Source organism: Mesonia algae, assembly GCF_003253545.1.
Classification (GTDB): domain Bacteria; phylum Bacteroidota; class Bacteroidia; order Flavobacteriales; family Flavobacteriaceae; genus Mesonia; species Mesonia algae.
This window is the reverse complement of the sequence record NZ_QKYV01000001.1, coordinates 284,052-301,269: the sequence shown is the minus strand read 5'-3', so window position 1 is coordinate 301,269 and position 17,218 is coordinate 284,052. Positions and strand designations below refer to the sequence as shown.

General features: G+C 33.4%; 17 protein-coding genes. 10 read left to right on the top strand and 7 right to left on the bottom strand.

Translation table 11 applies throughout. The annotated features are described in order from the left end of the window. Positions 1–22 precede the first annotated feature (22 nt). Positions 23–1,339, bottom strand: coding sequence for an adenosylhomocysteinase (gene ahcY / locus LX95_RS01310; protein ID WP_111539614.1), 1,317 nt, complete (start codon positions 1,337–1,339; stop codon positions 23–25). Positions 1,340–1,401: 62 nt separating this feature from the next. Between ahcY and LX95_RS01305 the strand changes: the two genes are divergently transcribed. The 8 genes from LX95_RS01305 (at position 1,402) to LX95_RS01270 (ending at position 7,975) form a co-directional block, all read left to right on the top strand. After that, positions 1,402–2,031: a 4'-phosphopantetheinyl transferase family protein gene (locus tag LX95_RS01305; RefSeq protein ID WP_111539613.1), complete on the top strand. Its 630-nt coding sequence runs from the start codon at positions 1,402–1,404 to the stop codon at positions 2,029–2,031. Between the two features lie 11 nt (positions 2,032–2,042). After that, positions 2,043–2,792, top strand: coding sequence for a geranylgeranylglyceryl/heptaprenylglyceryl phosphate synthase (locus tag LX95_RS01300; protein ID WP_111539612.1), 750 nt, complete (start codon positions 2,043–2,045; stop codon positions 2,790–2,792). 68 nt (positions 2,793–2,860) lie between these two features. Then, positions 2,861–3,493: a nicotinamide riboside transporter PnuC gene (pnuC, locus tag LX95_RS01295; RefSeq protein WP_111539611.1), complete on the top strand. Its 633-nt coding sequence runs from the start codon at positions 2,861–2,863 to the stop codon at positions 3,491–3,493. A gap of 166 nt (positions 3,494–3,659) precedes the next feature. Then, a complete protein-coding gene (locus LX95_RS01290; RefSeq protein ID WP_317046998.1) occupies positions 3,660–5,168 on the top strand; it encodes a DUF4301 family protein in 1,509 nt (502 codons plus the stop codon). Position 5,169: 1 nt separating this feature from the next. Then, complete coding sequence (gene arfB, locus LX95_RS01285) at positions 5,170–5,574, top strand: alternative ribosome rescue aminoacyl-tRNA hydrolase ArfB (RefSeq protein WP_111539610.1); 405 nt, start codon at positions 5,170–5,172, stop codon at positions 5,572–5,574. A gap of 218 nt (positions 5,575–5,792) precedes the next feature. Further along, entirely contained in the window at positions 5,793–6,101 is a 309-nt protein-coding gene (locus tag LX95_RS01280) for a hypothetical protein (protein ID WP_111539609.1), read from the top strand. A gap of 46 nt (positions 6,102–6,147) precedes the next feature. After that, positions 6,148–6,486, top strand: coding sequence for a hypothetical protein (locus LX95_RS01275; RefSeq protein WP_111539608.1), 339 nt, complete (start codon positions 6,148–6,150; stop codon positions 6,484–6,486). Between the two features lie 70 nt (positions 6,487–6,556). Beyond that, positions 6,557–7,975, top strand: a complete 1,419-nt coding sequence (locus tag LX95_RS01270) for a sigma-54-dependent transcriptional regulator (RefSeq protein WP_245924705.1) — start codon at positions 6,557–6,559, stop codon at positions 7,973–7,975. Here the strand turns inward: LX95_RS01270 and LX95_RS01265 are convergent. After that, positions 7,972–10,392, bottom strand: coding sequence for a hybrid sensor histidine kinase/response regulator (locus LX95_RS01265; protein ID WP_111539607.1), 2,421 nt, complete (start codon positions 10,390–10,392; stop codon positions 7,972–7,974). The genes LX95_RS01270 and LX95_RS01265 overlap by 4 nt on opposite strands. 274 nt (positions 10,393–10,666) lie before the next feature. On the opposite strand from LX95_RS01265, the gene LX95_RS01260 reads away from it, so the two are divergent. Continuing rightward, positions 10,667–13,063, top strand: a complete 2,397-nt coding sequence (locus LX95_RS01260; protein ID WP_111539606.1) for a TonB-dependent receptor — start codon at positions 10,667–10,669, stop codon at positions 13,061–13,063. 109 nt (positions 13,064–13,172) lie between these two features. Here the strand turns inward: LX95_RS01260 and LX95_RS01255 are convergent, their stop codons facing one another. Then, positions 13,173–13,613, bottom strand: coding sequence for a Rieske (2Fe-2S) protein (locus LX95_RS01255; RefSeq protein ID WP_146240726.1), 441 nt, complete (start codon positions 13,611–13,613; stop codon positions 13,173–13,175). A 118-nt stretch (positions 13,614–13,731) separates the two neighbouring features. Here LX95_RS01255 and greA point away from each other — a divergent pair, with 118 nt between their 5' ends. Continuing rightward, the gene (gene greA, locus LX95_RS01250; protein WP_111539604.1) at positions 13,732–14,208 is read left to right on the top strand and encodes a transcription elongation factor GreA; all 477 of its coding nucleotides are present in this window, start codon (positions 13,732–13,734) and stop codon (positions 14,206–14,208) included. 61 nt (positions 14,209–14,269) lie between these two features. On the opposite strand, the gene arsM is transcribed toward greA, so the two are convergent. Genes arsM through LX95_RS01230 form a run of 4 tightly spaced genes read right to left on the bottom strand, consistent with a single transcriptional unit; the run spans position 14,270 to position 17,148 of the window. Then, entirely contained in the window at positions 14,270–15,238 is a 969-nt protein-coding gene (gene arsM, locus LX95_RS01245; protein ID WP_111539603.1) for an arsenosugar biosynthesis arsenite methyltransferase ArsM, read from the bottom strand. A 4-nt stretch (positions 15,239–15,242) separates the two neighbouring features. Further along, positions 15,243–16,052 (bottom strand): purine-nucleoside phosphorylase, encoded by an 810-nt coding sequence (locus LX95_RS01240; RefSeq protein WP_111539602.1) that lies wholly within the window; start codon positions 16,050–16,052, stop codon positions 15,243–15,245. Position 16,053: 1 nt separating this feature from the next. Beyond that, positions 16,054–16,653 carry a TIGR04282 family arsenosugar biosynthesis glycosyltransferase gene (locus LX95_RS01235; protein ID WP_111539601.1) on the bottom strand — a complete coding sequence of 200 codons (600 nt, stop codon included), beginning with the start codon at positions 16,651–16,653 and terminating at the stop codon, positions 16,054–16,056. After that, a complete protein-coding gene (locus LX95_RS01230; RefSeq protein ID WP_111539600.1) occupies positions 16,654–17,148 on the bottom strand; it encodes a rhodanese-like domain-containing protein in 495 nt (164 codons plus the stop codon). It lies immediately after the preceding gene. Positions 17,149–17,218: the final 70 nt, after the last annotated feature.

The following is a 17,218-nucleotide window of genomic DNA, read 5'->3' as shown; positions in this document are numbered from 1 at the left end:
TTTCTTTTCGTGCTAAGGAAATTTAATACCTGTAATATTCAGGTTTAAATGGTCCTTTTACTTCTACACCAATATATTCTGCTTGTTCTTGAGATAAATCGGTAAGTTCTACTCCAATACGTTCTAAGTGTAATTTAGCTACCTTTTCATCTAAATGTTTAGGTAACATATAAACTTCATTTTTGTACTGATCGGTATTTTTCCAAAGCTCAATTTGCGCTAGAGTTTGGTTGGTAAATGAATTACTCATTACAAAACTAGGGTGACCTGTAGCACAACCAAGATTTACTAATCTTCCCTCTGCAAGTAGAATAATATCTTTTCCGTTAACGGTATATTTATCTACTTGAGGTTTAATTTCGTCTTTAGTATCACCAAAATTGTCGTTTAACCAAGCGACAGCAATTTCGTTATCAAAATGCCCAATATTACAAACGATGGTTTTGTCTTTCATCGCTTCAAAATGTTCACCTCTTACAATGTCTTTATTTCCAGTAGTGGTAATAACGATATCGGCTTTAGGTAAAACAGTTTCTAATTTTTTAACTTCAAAACCGTCCATTGCAGCTTGTAAAGCACAGATAGGATCAATTTCGGTAACCGTTACAATAGATCCAGCTCCTTTAAAAGAAGCGGCAGTTCCTTTACCAACATCTCCGTACCCACAAACAACTACGCGTTTTCCGGCAAGCATAACATCGGTAGCACGACGAATAGCATCTACAGCACTTTCACGACATCCATACTTGTTATCAAATTTAGATTTAGTAACAGAATCGTTTACATTAATAGCTGGCATAGGAAGCGTCCCATTTTTCATACGCTCATATAAACGGTGAACTCCAGTAGTAGTTTCTTCAGAAAGACCTTTAATATCTTTTGCCAATTCCGGGTAACGGTCTAAAACCATATTGGTTAAATCTCCACCATCATCCAAAATCATATTTAATGGCTTGCGATCTTCTCCAAAAAATAAAGTTTGTTCAATACACCAGTCGAATTCCTCTTCTGTCATCCCTTTCCAAGCATATACAGCAACACCGCTATCTGCAATGGCAGCTGCAGCTTGATCTTGTGTAGAGAAGATGTTACAAGAACTCCAAGTTACTTCAGCTCCTAAAGCGGTAAGCGTTTCAATTAAAACTGCAGTCTGTATTGTCATATGTAAACACCCAGCAATTCTAGCTCCCTTTAAAGGTTGCTCATCTTTATATTCTTCACGTAAAGACATTAATCCTGGCATTTCTGCTTCAGCAAGCTCTATTTCTTTTCTACCCCAAGCAGCTAAAGAAATATCTTTAACTTTATGTGGTGTGTATGTTATTGTTTTCGTACTCATATTCTTATATTTGTTATTAAGCAATTTTATGCCACAAAAATACATAATATCTACTTAAATTCATGGCTCTTTACAAAACAATAACAGTTGACGAAGGTACTAAAGTTCTCATTTGGAAGATAGAAGAAAGTTTTGAATGGCTTTGTGATGGAATCCAATTGACTTCGCATTGCCAAAATCGAGTAGATAGCATGAAAAGTGACCTCCACCGAAGAGGTTTTATGAGTATTAGACATCTGCTAGCTGAAGAGAGTTATGTAGATGAAGATTTATTTTATGATGATAATGGTAAACCACACCTTAAAGATGGTAAACACATTTCAATTACACATTCTTTTACGTTTTCTGGAATAATTATTAGCGATAAACCAATTGGTATTGATATAGAGAAACAGCGTGAAAAAATCATGAAAATTGCTCATAAATTTACACCACTTAATGAATACCATACCTTAGCAAATGATGAAGCTATAATAAGAAAACTGACTATTGTTTGGGGTGCTAAAGAATCTATTTATAAGTATATGAGCATCCCAGGACTGTTGTTTTTACACCATATCTACGTAGAAGATTTTGATTTTGATATGATGACAACTACCGCAAAGGTGAATTACCAAGGAAAGGAAGAGAAGTTCAACATTCACTATTTAGAGTTTGAAGGTTTTACTTGCGCTTACGCTCTGCCCAAATAAATTTGGTTCTTATGAGTTTAGCTTCAGGAATTTTGTATCAAGAAATTTTAGATACACCACGTAATTTCGCCATTCTTATTGACCCAGATAAAGTTGAAGTAAATGAAGTGCATAGGTTAGTAAAAAACCTCCCTTCAATAACCACACATCTTTTGGTGGGTGGAAGTACCGTAGAGAGAGGTAAATGCGAGGCTGTTGTAAAATCATTAAAAACTTTTACAAAAATTCCTATTATATTATTTCCTGGAGATTATACCCAAGTCACTCCTGAAGCGCAAGCCATCCTATTTTTAAGTTTAGTCTCTGGAGAAAACCCCGAATATTTAATCGGTCAGCAAATTAAATCCGCGAAAGCGATTAAGGGAAGCAAGTTAGAAGTAATTTCTACAGCTTATTTACTTATCGATGGAGGGAAAGAAACAGCTGTACAACGGGTTAGCAAAACTAAGCCTATGTCACAATTAGATATAAATAAAATTGTATCTACCTGCTTGGCGAGTGAATTGGCCGGAAAGAAAATGATTTATTTAGAAGCCGGAAGCGGAGCGCTTTTTTCGGTTAAACCGGAAATAATTAAAGCCGTTAAAAAAGAAGTGAGTATTCCTATTATTGTAGGAGGAGGCTTAAGAACAGAATCTCAAATAGAAATGTGTTATGAGGCTGGTGCCAATATGGTAGTGGTAGGTACTGCGTTTGAGGAGCAAATGAAAAATATGGTTGATGTCACTTCAAGGAGTGTTACTAATCTCGCTAATTCTTAATCAATAGAAAAAAGAAAACTTATTCTAAAAAGTAATTAATGGATGATTAAAAATATTAAAAACTACTAATGAGTACCATTTTTGATTGGCTTTTTTCGCAATATGAAGGGATAGATACACACCTCATCGTTTTAGAACTGTTTGGAGTTTTTTTTGGCGTACTAAGCGTGTTATATTCTAAAAACAATAAAATTCTAGTATACCCAACAGGGATTGTAAGCACCTTGTTATATGTCTACATTCTATATGTATATGGATTATTGGGCGATATGCTTATAAATGTCTACTATTTTACCATGAGTGTGTATGGATGGTATATTTGGACTAGAAAAACAGATGGCACACACGTAACTCCTGTCACTACAGTAACTAAAAAAGAAAATAAGATTATAGCGATCATTTTTATAGCTACCATGCTTTTTATTACATTGGTATATGAATTGTTTAATAAATGGCAAGGATGGCCTTCTTACGTAGATATTATTACTACGGCTTTCTTTTTTGCAGGGATGTGGCTTATGGCCAAAAAGAAAATTGAATATTGGATTTACTTGATGATAGGAAATATTATTTCGGTTCCGCTTTACTTTTATAAGGGACTTACATTTAGTGCATTTTTATATATTTTCTTAATCATTGTTGCTATTATTGGGTTCTATTCTTGGAAAAAGCTTTTATATAAAAAAGTCGCTACCATTTAAAATATACTTAAGTAGATGGGGTTTATAATCCAGATTGAAAGCAGTATTTGAAAATCATAAAATAATTTATATTTGCTTGTCTTTGTAGAAAAGTGCTTCATCACAAAATCTATAAAAGATTGGAACGGATAGAAATTTCATAAGAAGAAAAATTTAGCAGAGGAATATGAAAGATATGAGTTGGAGTAATGAAGATTTTTTGCAGATAGAAGCAAAAGGGATAAATGAAGAACAGTTAGAACTACAATTAAAGCAATTTGTAGAAGGCATCCCTTTTGAAAATTTAATAGCGCCAGCTACAATTGATAATGGTATTGTTAGACTCGAGGAAAATCGGAAAAAAAACTGGATAGAGAAATTTGAAAATTCTTCTGTAAAGAAATTGAAATTTGTTCCTGCAAGTGGTGCTGCAACTCGCATGTTTAAAAATCTATTTTTATTTTTAGAGCAGTTTAATCACGATGAGGAGTCTCTAGAAGATTTTGTAAAGAGAACCGATAAAAAGGAGCTTAGAAAGTTTTTTCAGCAAGTAAAAAATCTGCCATTTTATGAAGAAGTGATAAACAGTCAATATTTTAAAAATAATTTGACCTCAGAAGGTTTTGAAACTGCATTTTTAAAAGCCCTTTTAAGTGAAGAAAGTTTGGGTTACGGCAATTACCCTAAAGGATTAATCCCATTTCATAATTATAAGGAGGAGATTTTAACCGCTTTTGAAATGCATTTCTTAGAAGCTGTAAATTATGCTAAAGCTAAAGATGTAGCTCAATTGCATTTTACAGTGTCCGAAAAACATATTGAGAAATTTAAGAGAACACAATCGCAGATAGAAAAAAAATATAAAGACACCTCTTTTGTTGTAGATTATTCATTTCAATTAGCTACAACCGATACTCTGGCAGTAGATAACCATAATCAGCCATTTAGAGAAAAAAATGGTGAATTGCTATTTAGACCGGGCGGCCACGGGGCTTTGATTGAAAATTTAAATAATGTAGATGCCGATATTATCTTTATAAAAAATATAGATAATGTCTGTGTGCACGAATTTTTAAATGAGATTGTAGATTACAAAAAAGCCCTTGGCGGAAGTTTACTAGAAATTCAAGAAAAAGTTTTTGAAACTTTAGAAAATCTAGATAAAGAAAAACCTGAAGCTATAAACGAGGCTCAAAAGTTGCTGTCTCATTGTTTTCATCAAACTACTAAAATTGAAAACTTTACGGAAGCTAAAGCTTTATTAAACAAGCCTATTCGTGTATGCGGTATGGTTAAAAATGAAGGAGCGCCTGGAGGAGGTCCTTTTTGGGTAAAAGACATAGAAGGTAAAGCATCTTTGCAAATTGTAGAAAGTGCTCAAATTGATATGAGTAAGAAAGATCAACAAGAAATTGTATCTAAATCTTCTCATTTTAATCCCGTAGATTTAGTTTGCGGAGTTAAAAATTATAAAGGGGAGAAGTTTAATTTACTAGACTTTGTAGATCCTGCTAAAGGATTTATATCAGAGAAATCTAAAAATGGAAAGACTCTAAAAGCTTTAGAACTTCCTGGTTTATGGAATGGAGCTATGGCCAATTGGAATACCATTTTTATAGAAGTTCCTTTAGTAACATTTAATCCTGTAAAATCTGTAGTTGATTTATTAAAGCCTTCACATCAACCCAACACTTAATATGTTTTCTAAAGAAAAACTTTTAAAAGAAGCAGATTTTAAAGCCGTACTTAGTGGAGGTCCTGGTGGTCAACATGCTAATAAAACAAGCACTAAAGTAGTCTTGAGTTGGGACTTAGGTAATACTCAACTTTTTACTACCGAAGAAAAAGAAAGACTTCAGCAAAAGCTTTCTTCTAAACTTACAAAAGATTTGATTCTTCAACTTTCATCAGATCATAGTAGAAGTCAGCATAAAAATAAGGAATTGGTGATTACTAGATTTTTTAAATTAATTGAGCAGAGTCTTATAATTCCGCGAAAGCGAAAAAAAACTAAACCAAGTAGAGCTTCTAAATTGAGAAGATTGGAGGGGAAAAAGAAGCAAGCTCAAAAAAAGGCTAATAGGCAAAAGCCTAAAATTTAGATTAGTATTCTAAAAAGTGTGTAAAAAATCTACAGTTAACCTGTGGATTTTTTTGTTTTCTACACTTGTATTTATTGATTAAAACAACTGGAAAAATCTTCTTAAGTGTAGCAATACAAAGGGTCTTCAAAGGTTTTTAGCATTATTTACCATTTGGTGGCATAATATTTCTATTAGGTTAATTGAATTTGATTACGAACTATTAAAACCTCCAAAAGATGAAAAGACTTATGATTACAGTTTTAGTAGCAGGAGTTTTTACAATTACTACTGCCGGAGCACAGACTTTAGCAGATGGAAATTCAAATTCAATAAAAGAAAGCGTAGAAGAATTTAAAGAAATAAATGCAACTAGTTTACCTGAAACTATAAAGCAAGATGTAAAAAATGATTTTACAAAAGCTGAAGTACAAGAAGTATATGTAAATGATAAAATGGAATATAAAATAATACTAAGATTAGAAGAAACAGAAGTTCCTAAAATTGTATTTGCTAATGCAAAAAGAGGACTACTAAATATAGAATAAAACTAACCAACCAAAAATTTAATTAAACAACAAAAAACTATTGAAAATGAAAAATTTAATGATGACAGCTGCCGCAGCAGCAATGATTTTTGCAACAGCAAACACGAATGCACAAAGTACTCAAGCAGAAAAAACTCTAGTGAAAACAGAGGTAGCTGTACAAGAGGGGTTTCAAAGAATTGAAACTAGTAATGTTCCAGATGCGGTAAAAGCAGCGGTACAAAAAGATTTTGAAGGAGCGAGTATTGCTGAGGCATACATGAACAAGAAGAAAGAGTTTAAGTTAGTATTAGAATCTGAGGGAGCAGAGACAAAAACAGTCTATGCAAATGCAAAAGGGGAATGGATTAAGCCAAGCTCGAAGATGACTAAAATGAAAAAATAGTTAACTACCCCCAGTTAATTTATTTAGATTGAGATGAGAAAAGGGCCTTTTTAAAAAGGCCTTTTTTTTTATGATAAATTTGAGCGTCACTACAAAGCTTATTAATAAATTTGTAAAAAATACTTTTGTGCATCATATTTTAATTGTAGAAGATGATTTGGCATTTTGCAAAATGCTAGAAACCTTTTTAAAGAAAAAAGGTTACCAAGTAACGACTAGTTCTAGCAGCGAGGAGGCAATAAAGAAAATAAATTCTGAGTCTTTTCAAGTGATTCTAGCCGATGTTAGGTTGCCCGAAAAGGAAGGGACAATTTTATTAGAAACGGTAAAAGAACTACAATTAACTACCAAAGTAATTCTAATGACAGGCTATGCTGAGGTTAGTAAAGCTGTAGAAGTCATGAAAATGGGAGCTTTTGACTATATCTCTAAGCCTATTAATCCAGAGCAGATGCTCGATTTAATTCAGAAAGCGGTTGGATCTTTATCAGAAAATGCTTCATTAAAATCTATTGAAGATCAAGAAAAACCAGTTCCTGAGACAAAAGAAGAGTTAGAAGTTAATAGTAGTTATGTGGCAGGGGTAAGTGATGCCTCTAAAAAATTGAATGATTATATTAAATTAGTCGGGCCTACAGATATGTCGGTTCTAATTATTGGTGAAAGCGGAACAGGAAAAGAATACGTAGCAAAAAACATACACGAAAAAAGCAGACGTAAAGATGAGGTTTTTATTGCAGTAGACTGTGGAGCTATCCCAAAAGAAATCGCATCAAGTGAATTTTTTGGACACGTAAAAGGTTCTTTTACAGGAGCAATTAATGATAAAATCGGTCATTTTGAAGCAGCAAATAACGGAACACTTTTTTTAGATGAAATAGGAAATTTAAGTTATGATTTGCAAGTACAATTACTTCGAGCTTTACAAGAGCGAAAAATAAAACCGGTAGGGAGTAGTAAAGAAATAGAAGTTGATATTCGTGTGATAGCCGCTACGAATGAAGACTTAAAGAAAGCTGTAGAACTAGGAGATTTTAGACAAGATCTTTATCATCGCCTTAATGAGTTTTCTATTCAGGTGCCAGCACTCAAACATAGAAAAGAAGACTTGCTGTTATTTGCTAATTATTTTTTAGATAAAGCCAACCGACAGTTGCAAAAAGAAAGTGTAGGCTTTTCAGAGGAAGCTTTAGAAGCTTTAAAAAATTATGATTGGCCAGGAAATCTTCGTGAATTACAAAACAGTGTTAAACGCTCGGTATTACTATCGGATACTAAAGTTATAGAAAAGAAAGACCTTCCAGAAAACATTGTTAATCATACTTCAACAACAACTTCTTATAAGTTATTTAAAAATCAAAATGAGGAACAACTTATTCTAGATGCCTTAGAAGAAGCTGGAGGTAACAAAAGTAAAGCTGCTAGGATTTTAGATGTAGATCGTAAAACACTTTATAATAAATTAAAGCAGTATAATATTAAGCTTTAAACCTTCTTTTTAATCTCTTCCAATAGTTTTTCTAACGAAATTTTTGCTTCACTTGCCGTTTCTATAACTTCTGTAGATTTTAATCCAAATTTCTGTTGGTGCTCTAGTTTTTCAAATAATTGAGCTACTTTTTCGGCTTTCAACTGTCTTAACATAGGTAAAACCTTATGTGCGATTGCTGCAATTCTTTGATTATTCGCTTCCGCGGAAGCATTATCTAACGCTGTTAAATTTTCTTGAGAACTTTCTATAAAACTGCTTAAAATTATTTTTAAAGAATCTTGATCGCCATCTGTAAACCGAAGTAATTCTGAGGTGTCATAATTTTCTGAAGTCCTTCTTACAGTTTTCCTTTGTTGTTCTCGTACAATTTCTAAACCAAGAATATGAGCTATTTCTAAATAGAGCTCGTTGGTATTGAATGGTTTTATAAAATTGGTCGTAAACCCTTTTTGAAGGTATACCTCGTCGGGTAAATCGGTTTTTCCAGACAGAGAAATAACTGGCAATTTTTTAAATTTTGGAAGGGCTCTAATTTTTCTAATCAGTTCAAATCCATTCATTTTAGGCATTTGAATATCAGTAATTACCAAATCAATCTTTTCTTTTTTAATGATTTGTAAACCTTGCTGACCATCATTCGCAGTGAGAACCTTAAAACCACATTGAGATACTACTTCTTTAGTAAGGGTTTGTTGAGAGGGTTCATCATCTATAATTAAAATGGTTTTTCCTTTAGCATTTTTAATTGAAATCTCTTCATTAATGTTCGTAGTTTGGGAAGTTGTTTCTACGGGAATTTTAATAAAAAAAGAAGTTCCTTTGTTAAGATCACTTTCTAAATGAATACTTCCTTTTAGTAATTCTACAATCTTTTTTGTGATAGCTAATCCTAAGCCAGAACCTCCATATTGCTTTTCAATATGAGCATCTGCTTGAGAAAATTCTTCAAAGATATCTTTTTGCTGTGCTTTAGAGATACCTATTCCCGTGTCACTTATTTCTATTTTTAGTTGTTTTATTTTACGTGTTGTAGATTCTAATGATGCTTTAATATGAATAGAGCCTTTCTCTGTGAATTTATAAGCATTACCTAACAAGTTGGTTAGTACTTGTTGTATTCTAAAAGGATCACTTAAAAAAGTGGCTTCTATGCTTTCATCTAAAGTGGTGTGAATTACAAGATCTTTCTTTAATGTGGCAGGAATCGTGGCTTGAATACTGTCTTCAATTAGGTTTTTTGGCTGAAAGGGAAGCTTTTCAATATGCATTTTACCTGCTTCTAGCTTAGAGAGGTCTAACAAGTCATTTACCAAATGTAAGATGTAGGTAGATGATTTTTTTAAATGATCTAGGTGATATTGTTGTTTTTCAGATAGGGATGTTTTCTTTAGCAAGTCTGTATAACCCATAATTGTGTTTAAGGGAGATCGTAAGTCGTGTGTTACGGCTGCCATAATTTGTTTTCTCCTTTTAAGTAGAAATTCCGCGTAAGCGTTACTCTTCTCTAGCTCTTCTTTGTAGCGTTGGCTGCTGTTGGTGTCTTTTATAATAAGAATTACAAAAAGTAAAATAGTGAGCACACAAGCAATTCCTAAAGCTGCAATTATGGTAGAGGTTTCTTCTATAACTTCTCTAGAATCATTTACCTGCTGTACCGATTTTTGAATTTGTTCACGCTCAATTTCAGATCTTATTTTTCTTAATTGCGAGGAGAGTTCTTGGTCATTTTTAAGAAGTTCATTTTCCTTCTCAATTACTTCTTGTTGATACTTTCTTTCTTCTACCTCCAGTTCGCTGAGTACGTTTTTTACGGTGCTAATTAATGAATCTGCCGATTGTTGCGTAAGCGTTTCTGCATTGTCTTTATCTGCATATTCTAACCATTTTACTAGTGCTTGTCGAGCCTCTGGATTGTAGTCTTTAAGAAGTTCGTTATAATTATCTTCTTCAAATAAATAATTTACTTTTTGAAGGTTGTTGAGTACTCTATCATAGTAATTTTCACTAGAGTTATTTTTCCTCACTTCTAACAACTCTAACAAGTTTTGCTCTTTTAAAAGCAATAAATTTTGAAGACTGTCTAATTCGTTTTTAATTTCTTCTTCCTCATAAATTTGCTTTAAATTATCAATGAGTGTAGAGATGGTGTCTAACTGCTGATTAAACTGAGGTAAATTTTCTGGTTTTTGATTTTGAATAATATCCCTACTTATAGCTTCTGCCGAATATACATTAGTTACGGCTTCACTCATAAGTAACAATTTTTGTTGATTATTGTCACTTATTTTATTGGCGCCATTTAAGCCAATCACTTTGCTATAGATAAACCAAATAGAAATTGCAGCAAAAGCGGTAAGAAGTAGGTAGCCAACCACTACTTTGTAGGTAATAGAACGTTTGGTATTTTTTGCCATATTCAAAAGTAAAATGCTTTCTTCAAAATCTACTTAAAATTATGGTAAATTAAAAAATAACATTAGTTTTGCAGCCAATCTCAAAGGGGTGCCTTTTTAGGCTGAGATTATACCCAATGAACCTGGGCAGGTAATGCTGCCAAGGGAAATGCAAAAGCTTTCTAATGGCTTTTGTTGTATGCGCTCCTGAACGACTATCGTAGTTTTCAGGATTTTTTATTTAATTTAAAACCAAAGAATAATCGCCCCTTTTATTCGTAAAATGACATTACGAATGAAAAATGTATTATTTGTAGCAGCTTTGTTGCTTGGTCTTCAAAGTTTTGCTCAGCAATCCTATCAATTAAAGGGAAAAGTAAGTCGAGAGGGTGAAGTTTTACCCAATGTAAATGTACAGGTTGTAGGGACTGGTCAAGGAACTGTAACCAATTTGTATGGAGAGTATCAACTCATTTTACAAGAAGGAAATTATGAAATTAGCTTTACTTATGGAAACACAAAGACCATAGAAGTTAATCTTATTGCTAACCAAACTCTAGATGTTACTTTAGACAAGAGCGAAGAAGCTTTAGAAGAAGTTTTTTTATCCTCCATTAGAGTAGATGCAGATTCTCCTATTACGTTTAGCAATTTAAGTAATAAAGAGATTGAGGAGCGTAATTTAGGTCAGGATATTCCTGTTTTGATGAATTATTTACCATCGGTGGTGACTACGACAGATGCAGGTAACGGAGTTGGTTACACCAGTTTGCGTGTCCGCGGAAGCGATGCAACTAGAACCAATGTAACCATTAATGGTATTCCTTATAACGATGCCGAAAGCCAGGGCTCTTTTTGGGTAAATTTGGGTGATATTGCTTCTTCTGTAGAAAATATTCAATTACAGCGGGGAGTGGGAACTTCTACCAATGGAGCTGGTGCTTTTGGAGCAAGTCTTAATATTTTGACAGATCGTTATAGTGAAGAAGCTTACGCGGAAGTTTCTAATAGTTACGGTTCTTATAACACCCATAAACATACGGCTAAATTTAGTACGGGTTTATTTAATGATCATTGGGAGTTTGCAGGAAGAGCTTCTTTAATTAAAAGTGATGGTTATATAGATCGTGCAGAATCTGAACTAAAATCTTACTTTTTACAAGGAGCTTATGTAAATAATAACACTTTGGTAAAAGCACTTGCTTTTGGTGGAAAGGAAAGAACTTACCAAGCGTGGTATGGGATTGATGGAGATCAATTAAAAGAAGATAGAAAATATAACCCTGCTGGAGAATATACCGACGAAAACGGAAATGTAAAGTATTACGATAATCAAACCGATAACTACCAACAAGACCATTATCAATTGCTATGGGATCAAAAATACGACAGAAATTGGTCTTCAAATGTAGGTTTGCATTATACTTATGGTAGAGGTTATTACGAAGAATACCAAGAAGATGCAGTGTTGGGGGAATACGGTTTACCCGATTTTACAGCAAATGGAGAAGATGTAACCACATCAGATTTGGTAAATAGAAGTTGGTTGGATAATCATTTTTACGGAGTTACTTTTAATGGAACTTATCAAGATGAAAAGATGGAATTTATTCTTGGAGGAGGAATTAACAAGTACGAAGGTGATCACTTTGGAGAAGTAATTTATACACGTTTTGCACAAAATAATGATCCATATGAAGATTACTATTTTAATGTAGCCGAAAAAACAGATTTTAATATTTATGGGAAAGCTACAGTTGCGGTTATAGAAAATTTAAAAGCTTTTGGAGATTTACAATTAAGAACCATAAACTATACTACAGAAGGACCATTAGAAGAAGGAGTTGAACTTCCTGTAGATGACAGTTTTACTTTTTTCAATCCTAAAGTAGGATTAAATTATAAGCTAGATATCGCTAGTCAACTTTATGCTTCTGTAGCCGTTGCGCATCGCGAACCTACAAGAACAGATTATGAAAACGCTCTTTTTAATGGTGCCGATCAACCTGAAGAAGAAAAACTAACCGATTATGAATTTGGTTACCGTTTAAAGAAAGAGAAATTTCAGGTAAATGCCAACTTGTATTTTATGAACTATAAAAATCAATTGGTTTTAACTGGAGAAATTGATGATGAAGGAGCCGCAGTACGTGAAAATAGCGGAGATAGTTACCGTTTAGGAATAGAGGTAGAAGCTTCAGTACAATTGTTAGAAAAATTGAGCATTCATCCAAATGTGGCTTTAAGCCGAAATAAAAACAGAAACTTTAATACTCAATTTGATGGCGAGTTACAAGATTTTGGAGATACCGATATTTCTTTCTCTCCAGAAGTAGTAGCAGGTAATAGAATAAGTTATTCTCCCATAAACGGTTTACAACTAAATTGGCTAAGCAAATTTGTTGGTGAACAATATATGAGCAATATAGAATCGAGAGCTTCTTTGTTAGAAAGCTATTTTATTAATGATCTTAATGTGCAGTACGTTTGGAAAAAAGCACCTTTATTTAAAGAAGTTGTTTTTACAGGGTTGGTCAACAATATATTTGATGTAGAATATATATCAAACGGATACTACTTTTCTTATGATGACGATTCTTCAAATCCGGGTACAGTAACGACTATAGAAGGAGCAGGTTACTATCCACAAGCTACTATCAACTTTTTAGCTGGCATTACTTTAAAATTCTAAATACTAATCAATCTATTTGAAAAAAAGCTTTCTGTTTTCCAGAAAGCTTTTTTTAATACAATGTGATATAAAATTATGATAATAGTAGAGTGGCATATTATAAGAAAATTTAATTTCTCACATTTAATAACCCGTTACCACTACTTACCACGCGGTATCTAAATAGAGGGTATTCTAAATCCTCTTCCTCTCCTTCAACTACTCCACCTGTAAATAAATCGTATGTATTTCCTTCGCAAGAACAATAAAGTTGTACACCGTCAACTTCCATAGCTACACATTCATTTTTTCTAGGGTGGTTGGGATCGGCAGCATCATAAGCTACAAACGCATCGGTTCCACTTTTCATAATTACGACTCCGCCATTTCCATAGTTAGGAACATACACAGGACTAGAAGGGAAATTGAGACTATTATATTGTGGTAAACTTAGATCAATTTGAAAGTTCACGTTTACATCTAACAAGTTAGGATTATTGTTTAAAGTATCATCGTCGCTACAAGCCACAGTCGCAGTAATTAGTAACATTCCGATAAGGAAATTTTTCATGAGAATTATTTTTGGCTGCAATTTAATATAATTGCTAAGCTTGTTAAAATTTATTATCTTTGTTTGTATCGGAATCCCATGCGAGTGGGATTCTTTTTGTTATATAAACGATGAAGTTATGAGTAAAGTATCTTATTATACTGCAGAGGGTTTAAAAAAATTAAAAGACGAATTAAACCAGCTAAGAGACATTGAAAGACCTAAAGCTTCTCAGGCTATTGCTGAAGCTAGAGATAAGGGAGATTTGAGTGAAAATGCCGAGTATGATGCTGCTAAAGAAGCGCAAGGTTTACTAGAAATGAAAATATCTAAATTAGAAGCTGTAGTTTCTAATGCAAGAATTATTGATGAATCTCAATTAGATACTTCAAAAGTATTGATTCATAGTACGGTAAAGATAAAAAATACCACCAATGGTATGGAAGTAACTTACAAATTGGTAGCTCAAAGTGAAGCCGATTTAAAATCTGGTAAAATTTCTGTAGATTCTCCTATTGGTAAAGGTTTATTAGGAAAAGAAGTAGGTGATAATGCCGAAATACAAGTACCTAACGGAACGATGACTTTTGAAATTCTTGAAATTTCTAGAGTGTAAGAGTTTCCAAAAAATAAAAAAGCCTTTTCAGAAATGAAAAGGCTTTTTTTATGTGAAATTTTTAGCAACAACCGCCCCCATCATAATGGAAGGTAGATTCGCTAATAAAAATATCATCTCTGTTTAAATCTTGTAAAGCGTTAGCTGTTTTGTCACAAATGGCAATAGGTTGATTTTTTAGAAGTATGTGTCCCTTTTCATCATCAAAAAAATCTTCTTGTCCAAAATAGATAGCTGCCTTTCCTGTAAAAACACAAGGACCATCTTCTGGCATGGGATCTTTAATCGCCGCCACCTCTATACTTTCAATATAGATCATTTCTTCGGTAGGGTAGTTTTTAGCATCTAAAATTCGGTAGGGTTTTTTAGCTCTAATTTCTATCGTCCCAAAGCCAGCATCGGTAAGCATTTTTACGTATTCTTTTAAAGGAAGACTTCCGCTAAGGCAAAGTGCACGCAAACGCTCATCATTCCGTAAAGTTTCATTCATCTCCTGTTCACAAATAGGATCGCTCATCACCAATTTCCCATTGGGTTTTAATACCCGATACATTTCGTCAATTGCTTTTTTAAGTTCTTCTGTTTTAAAAATATTGAACAGGCAATTTTGAGCAGCAACGTCTATAGAGTTATCTTCTACGGGTAAATTAAGTGCGTCTCCTTTTTTAAGATCTACAAATTCAGATTTAAACCAAGGATTAGTTTCTTCGGCTTCTTTAAAGTTTTTACGAGAAGCTTCTAACATTTCATCGACAACATCTACGCCTATAACTCCATTTTTTTGTCTAGAAAAGTAGGCAAACTGTAAAAGCTCCATTCCGCCACCCACACCTACATATAGGGTTTTGGGGTTATTTACTAAATCTCTTGCATGAACTGTGCTTCCACAACCATAGTTCATTTCTTGCATTATTTTAGGGATTTTTAACCCTGGCAGTTCCCATACGGGATTGGTAGTACAACACAAACCTACATCTGGTGTAAGTGCAGCTTCTTTGTACACATCTTTTGTGGTTTCTAGATAGCTCATATAATTATAGAGATTTAATTAATTCTTTAAAAAGGGTAATCATTTGCGGTTCAGCTTTGGCAGCCATTGCCATAATTTCTTGAATATCTACTGGCTTTAAATGATCTGGGTCGCATTCATCTGTTAAAACGGAAACAGCAACTACTGGTAGTTTTAAATGGTTGGCCACAATAATTTCGGGAACTGTACTCATTCCTACGGCATCTGCTCCAATAATTTTTAGGTAGCGATATTCTGCTCTGGTTTCTAGTTGAGGTCCTACTACAGAGGCATAAACTCCTTCGTGCAAATTAATATTATTTTCTTTAGCAGTCTTCTTTAGGATTTCGCCCATTTCTTGGTCGTAAGGCTGGCTCATATCTACAAAGCGCTCTCCATATTTAGAGACGCCCTTAAAGGCAAGAGGAGAGTCTCCTAACAAATTAATATGATCATCGATAAGCATTAATTCACCTTTTTTAAAGTTGGTATTAATGGCTCCAGAAGCATTAGAAACTAATAATTTTTTAACGCCTAATTGATGCATAATTCTTACAGGAAAGGTAACATCTTTTAAGCTGTAGCCTTCGTAATAATGAAAACGACCTTGCATAACTACCACTTTCTTGTCTTCAATAATACCGTAGATTAGTTTTCCTTTATGAAATTCTACAGTGGCGGTAGGAAAATGCGGAATGTGATTGTAGCTTACTTCATGAATAATTTCCATTTCATCAAGAAGCTTTCCTAATCCGGTTCCTAAAATAATTCCTATTTCCGGGTTTTCAAATCCTCGTTGTTGTAAGTAGCTGGTAGTTTGTTCTATGTATTGCATATTATAATAAGTTCATTAATGTGGTATTGTCTTTCATATCTTCGTATTCGTCGATATCGTTGAGGGTTTCTAACAGCGTAACTGTTTTATCTTCCATACTTTTAAGCGTATCATTAAATACTGTAGAAGTACTCCAAGCTTTATTTTCAAAAATTTCTTTACGGAATGTGTTCATTCCTAGTAAATAGTAGCCCCCATCTTGTGCTGGTCCAATTACAAAATCGGTTTCTTTTAGTTTTTGAAAGGCTTCTTCAATAATTGTTGAAGAAACATCAAACAAATCACTCCCTACAATAATTATATGGTCGTAACCCGCACGAAATCCTTCCGCGAAAGCGTAAGCCATACGCTCTCCTAAATCTTTGCCTTGTTGAGCTTTTTTTGAATAAATGTTACTATCCCAAATATCATTTACAACTGGTTGAGTGGCGTACCATACTTGCTTATCTACAGGGATATTCTTAGTAATATTTGCTGTATGTTGTAGTAAATATTTATAAACGCTTAGTGCTTTTTTATCGCCTATAGTTTTCGCTAAACGGGTTTTACACTTTCCTAATTCTGGATGTCTTGTAAAGAGTAGTAATAAGTTTTGTGACATTTAATATACTTTAATTCCTTGTTGTAAATAGTTGCTCCATTTCTTACTGTAGGTATGGACGCTGTCGGTAGGTTGAGATTGGAGATTGTAAACCGTGAAACCATTATTTTTCCATTCAAAAATACCTCCGTAAAGGTTTTTTACATTTTTATATCCCGCGTCTTTCAGCTTCTTAGCAATTTTTTCTGATCGTACCCCAATAGAACAATATACTACGATAGGCTCATCTTTTTTAGGAAGCCTATCTTTTGTAAGTTCTATATTAAAGTCTTTGGAGCCAACATAAATAGCGTTAGCTAAATGACTTATTTGATATTCTTTAATTTGTCTAGCGTCTAATATAGTAATGAGATTATTTTGTTTTAAATCTTCTTGAAGCTCTTGTACAGTGATGTAAGGAATACTTTCGTCATTATATTGTTTTAAAACTTGTTTAAAATCCTTTTGAGCCATAATAAAACTTGGTAAGAATAAGATGCATATTATTATTTTCATAAAAAATTATTGTAATGATTGCGGTTTGTAAAGCTTAGAAAACCTAAATAGATAAAGAGAATACCGAATA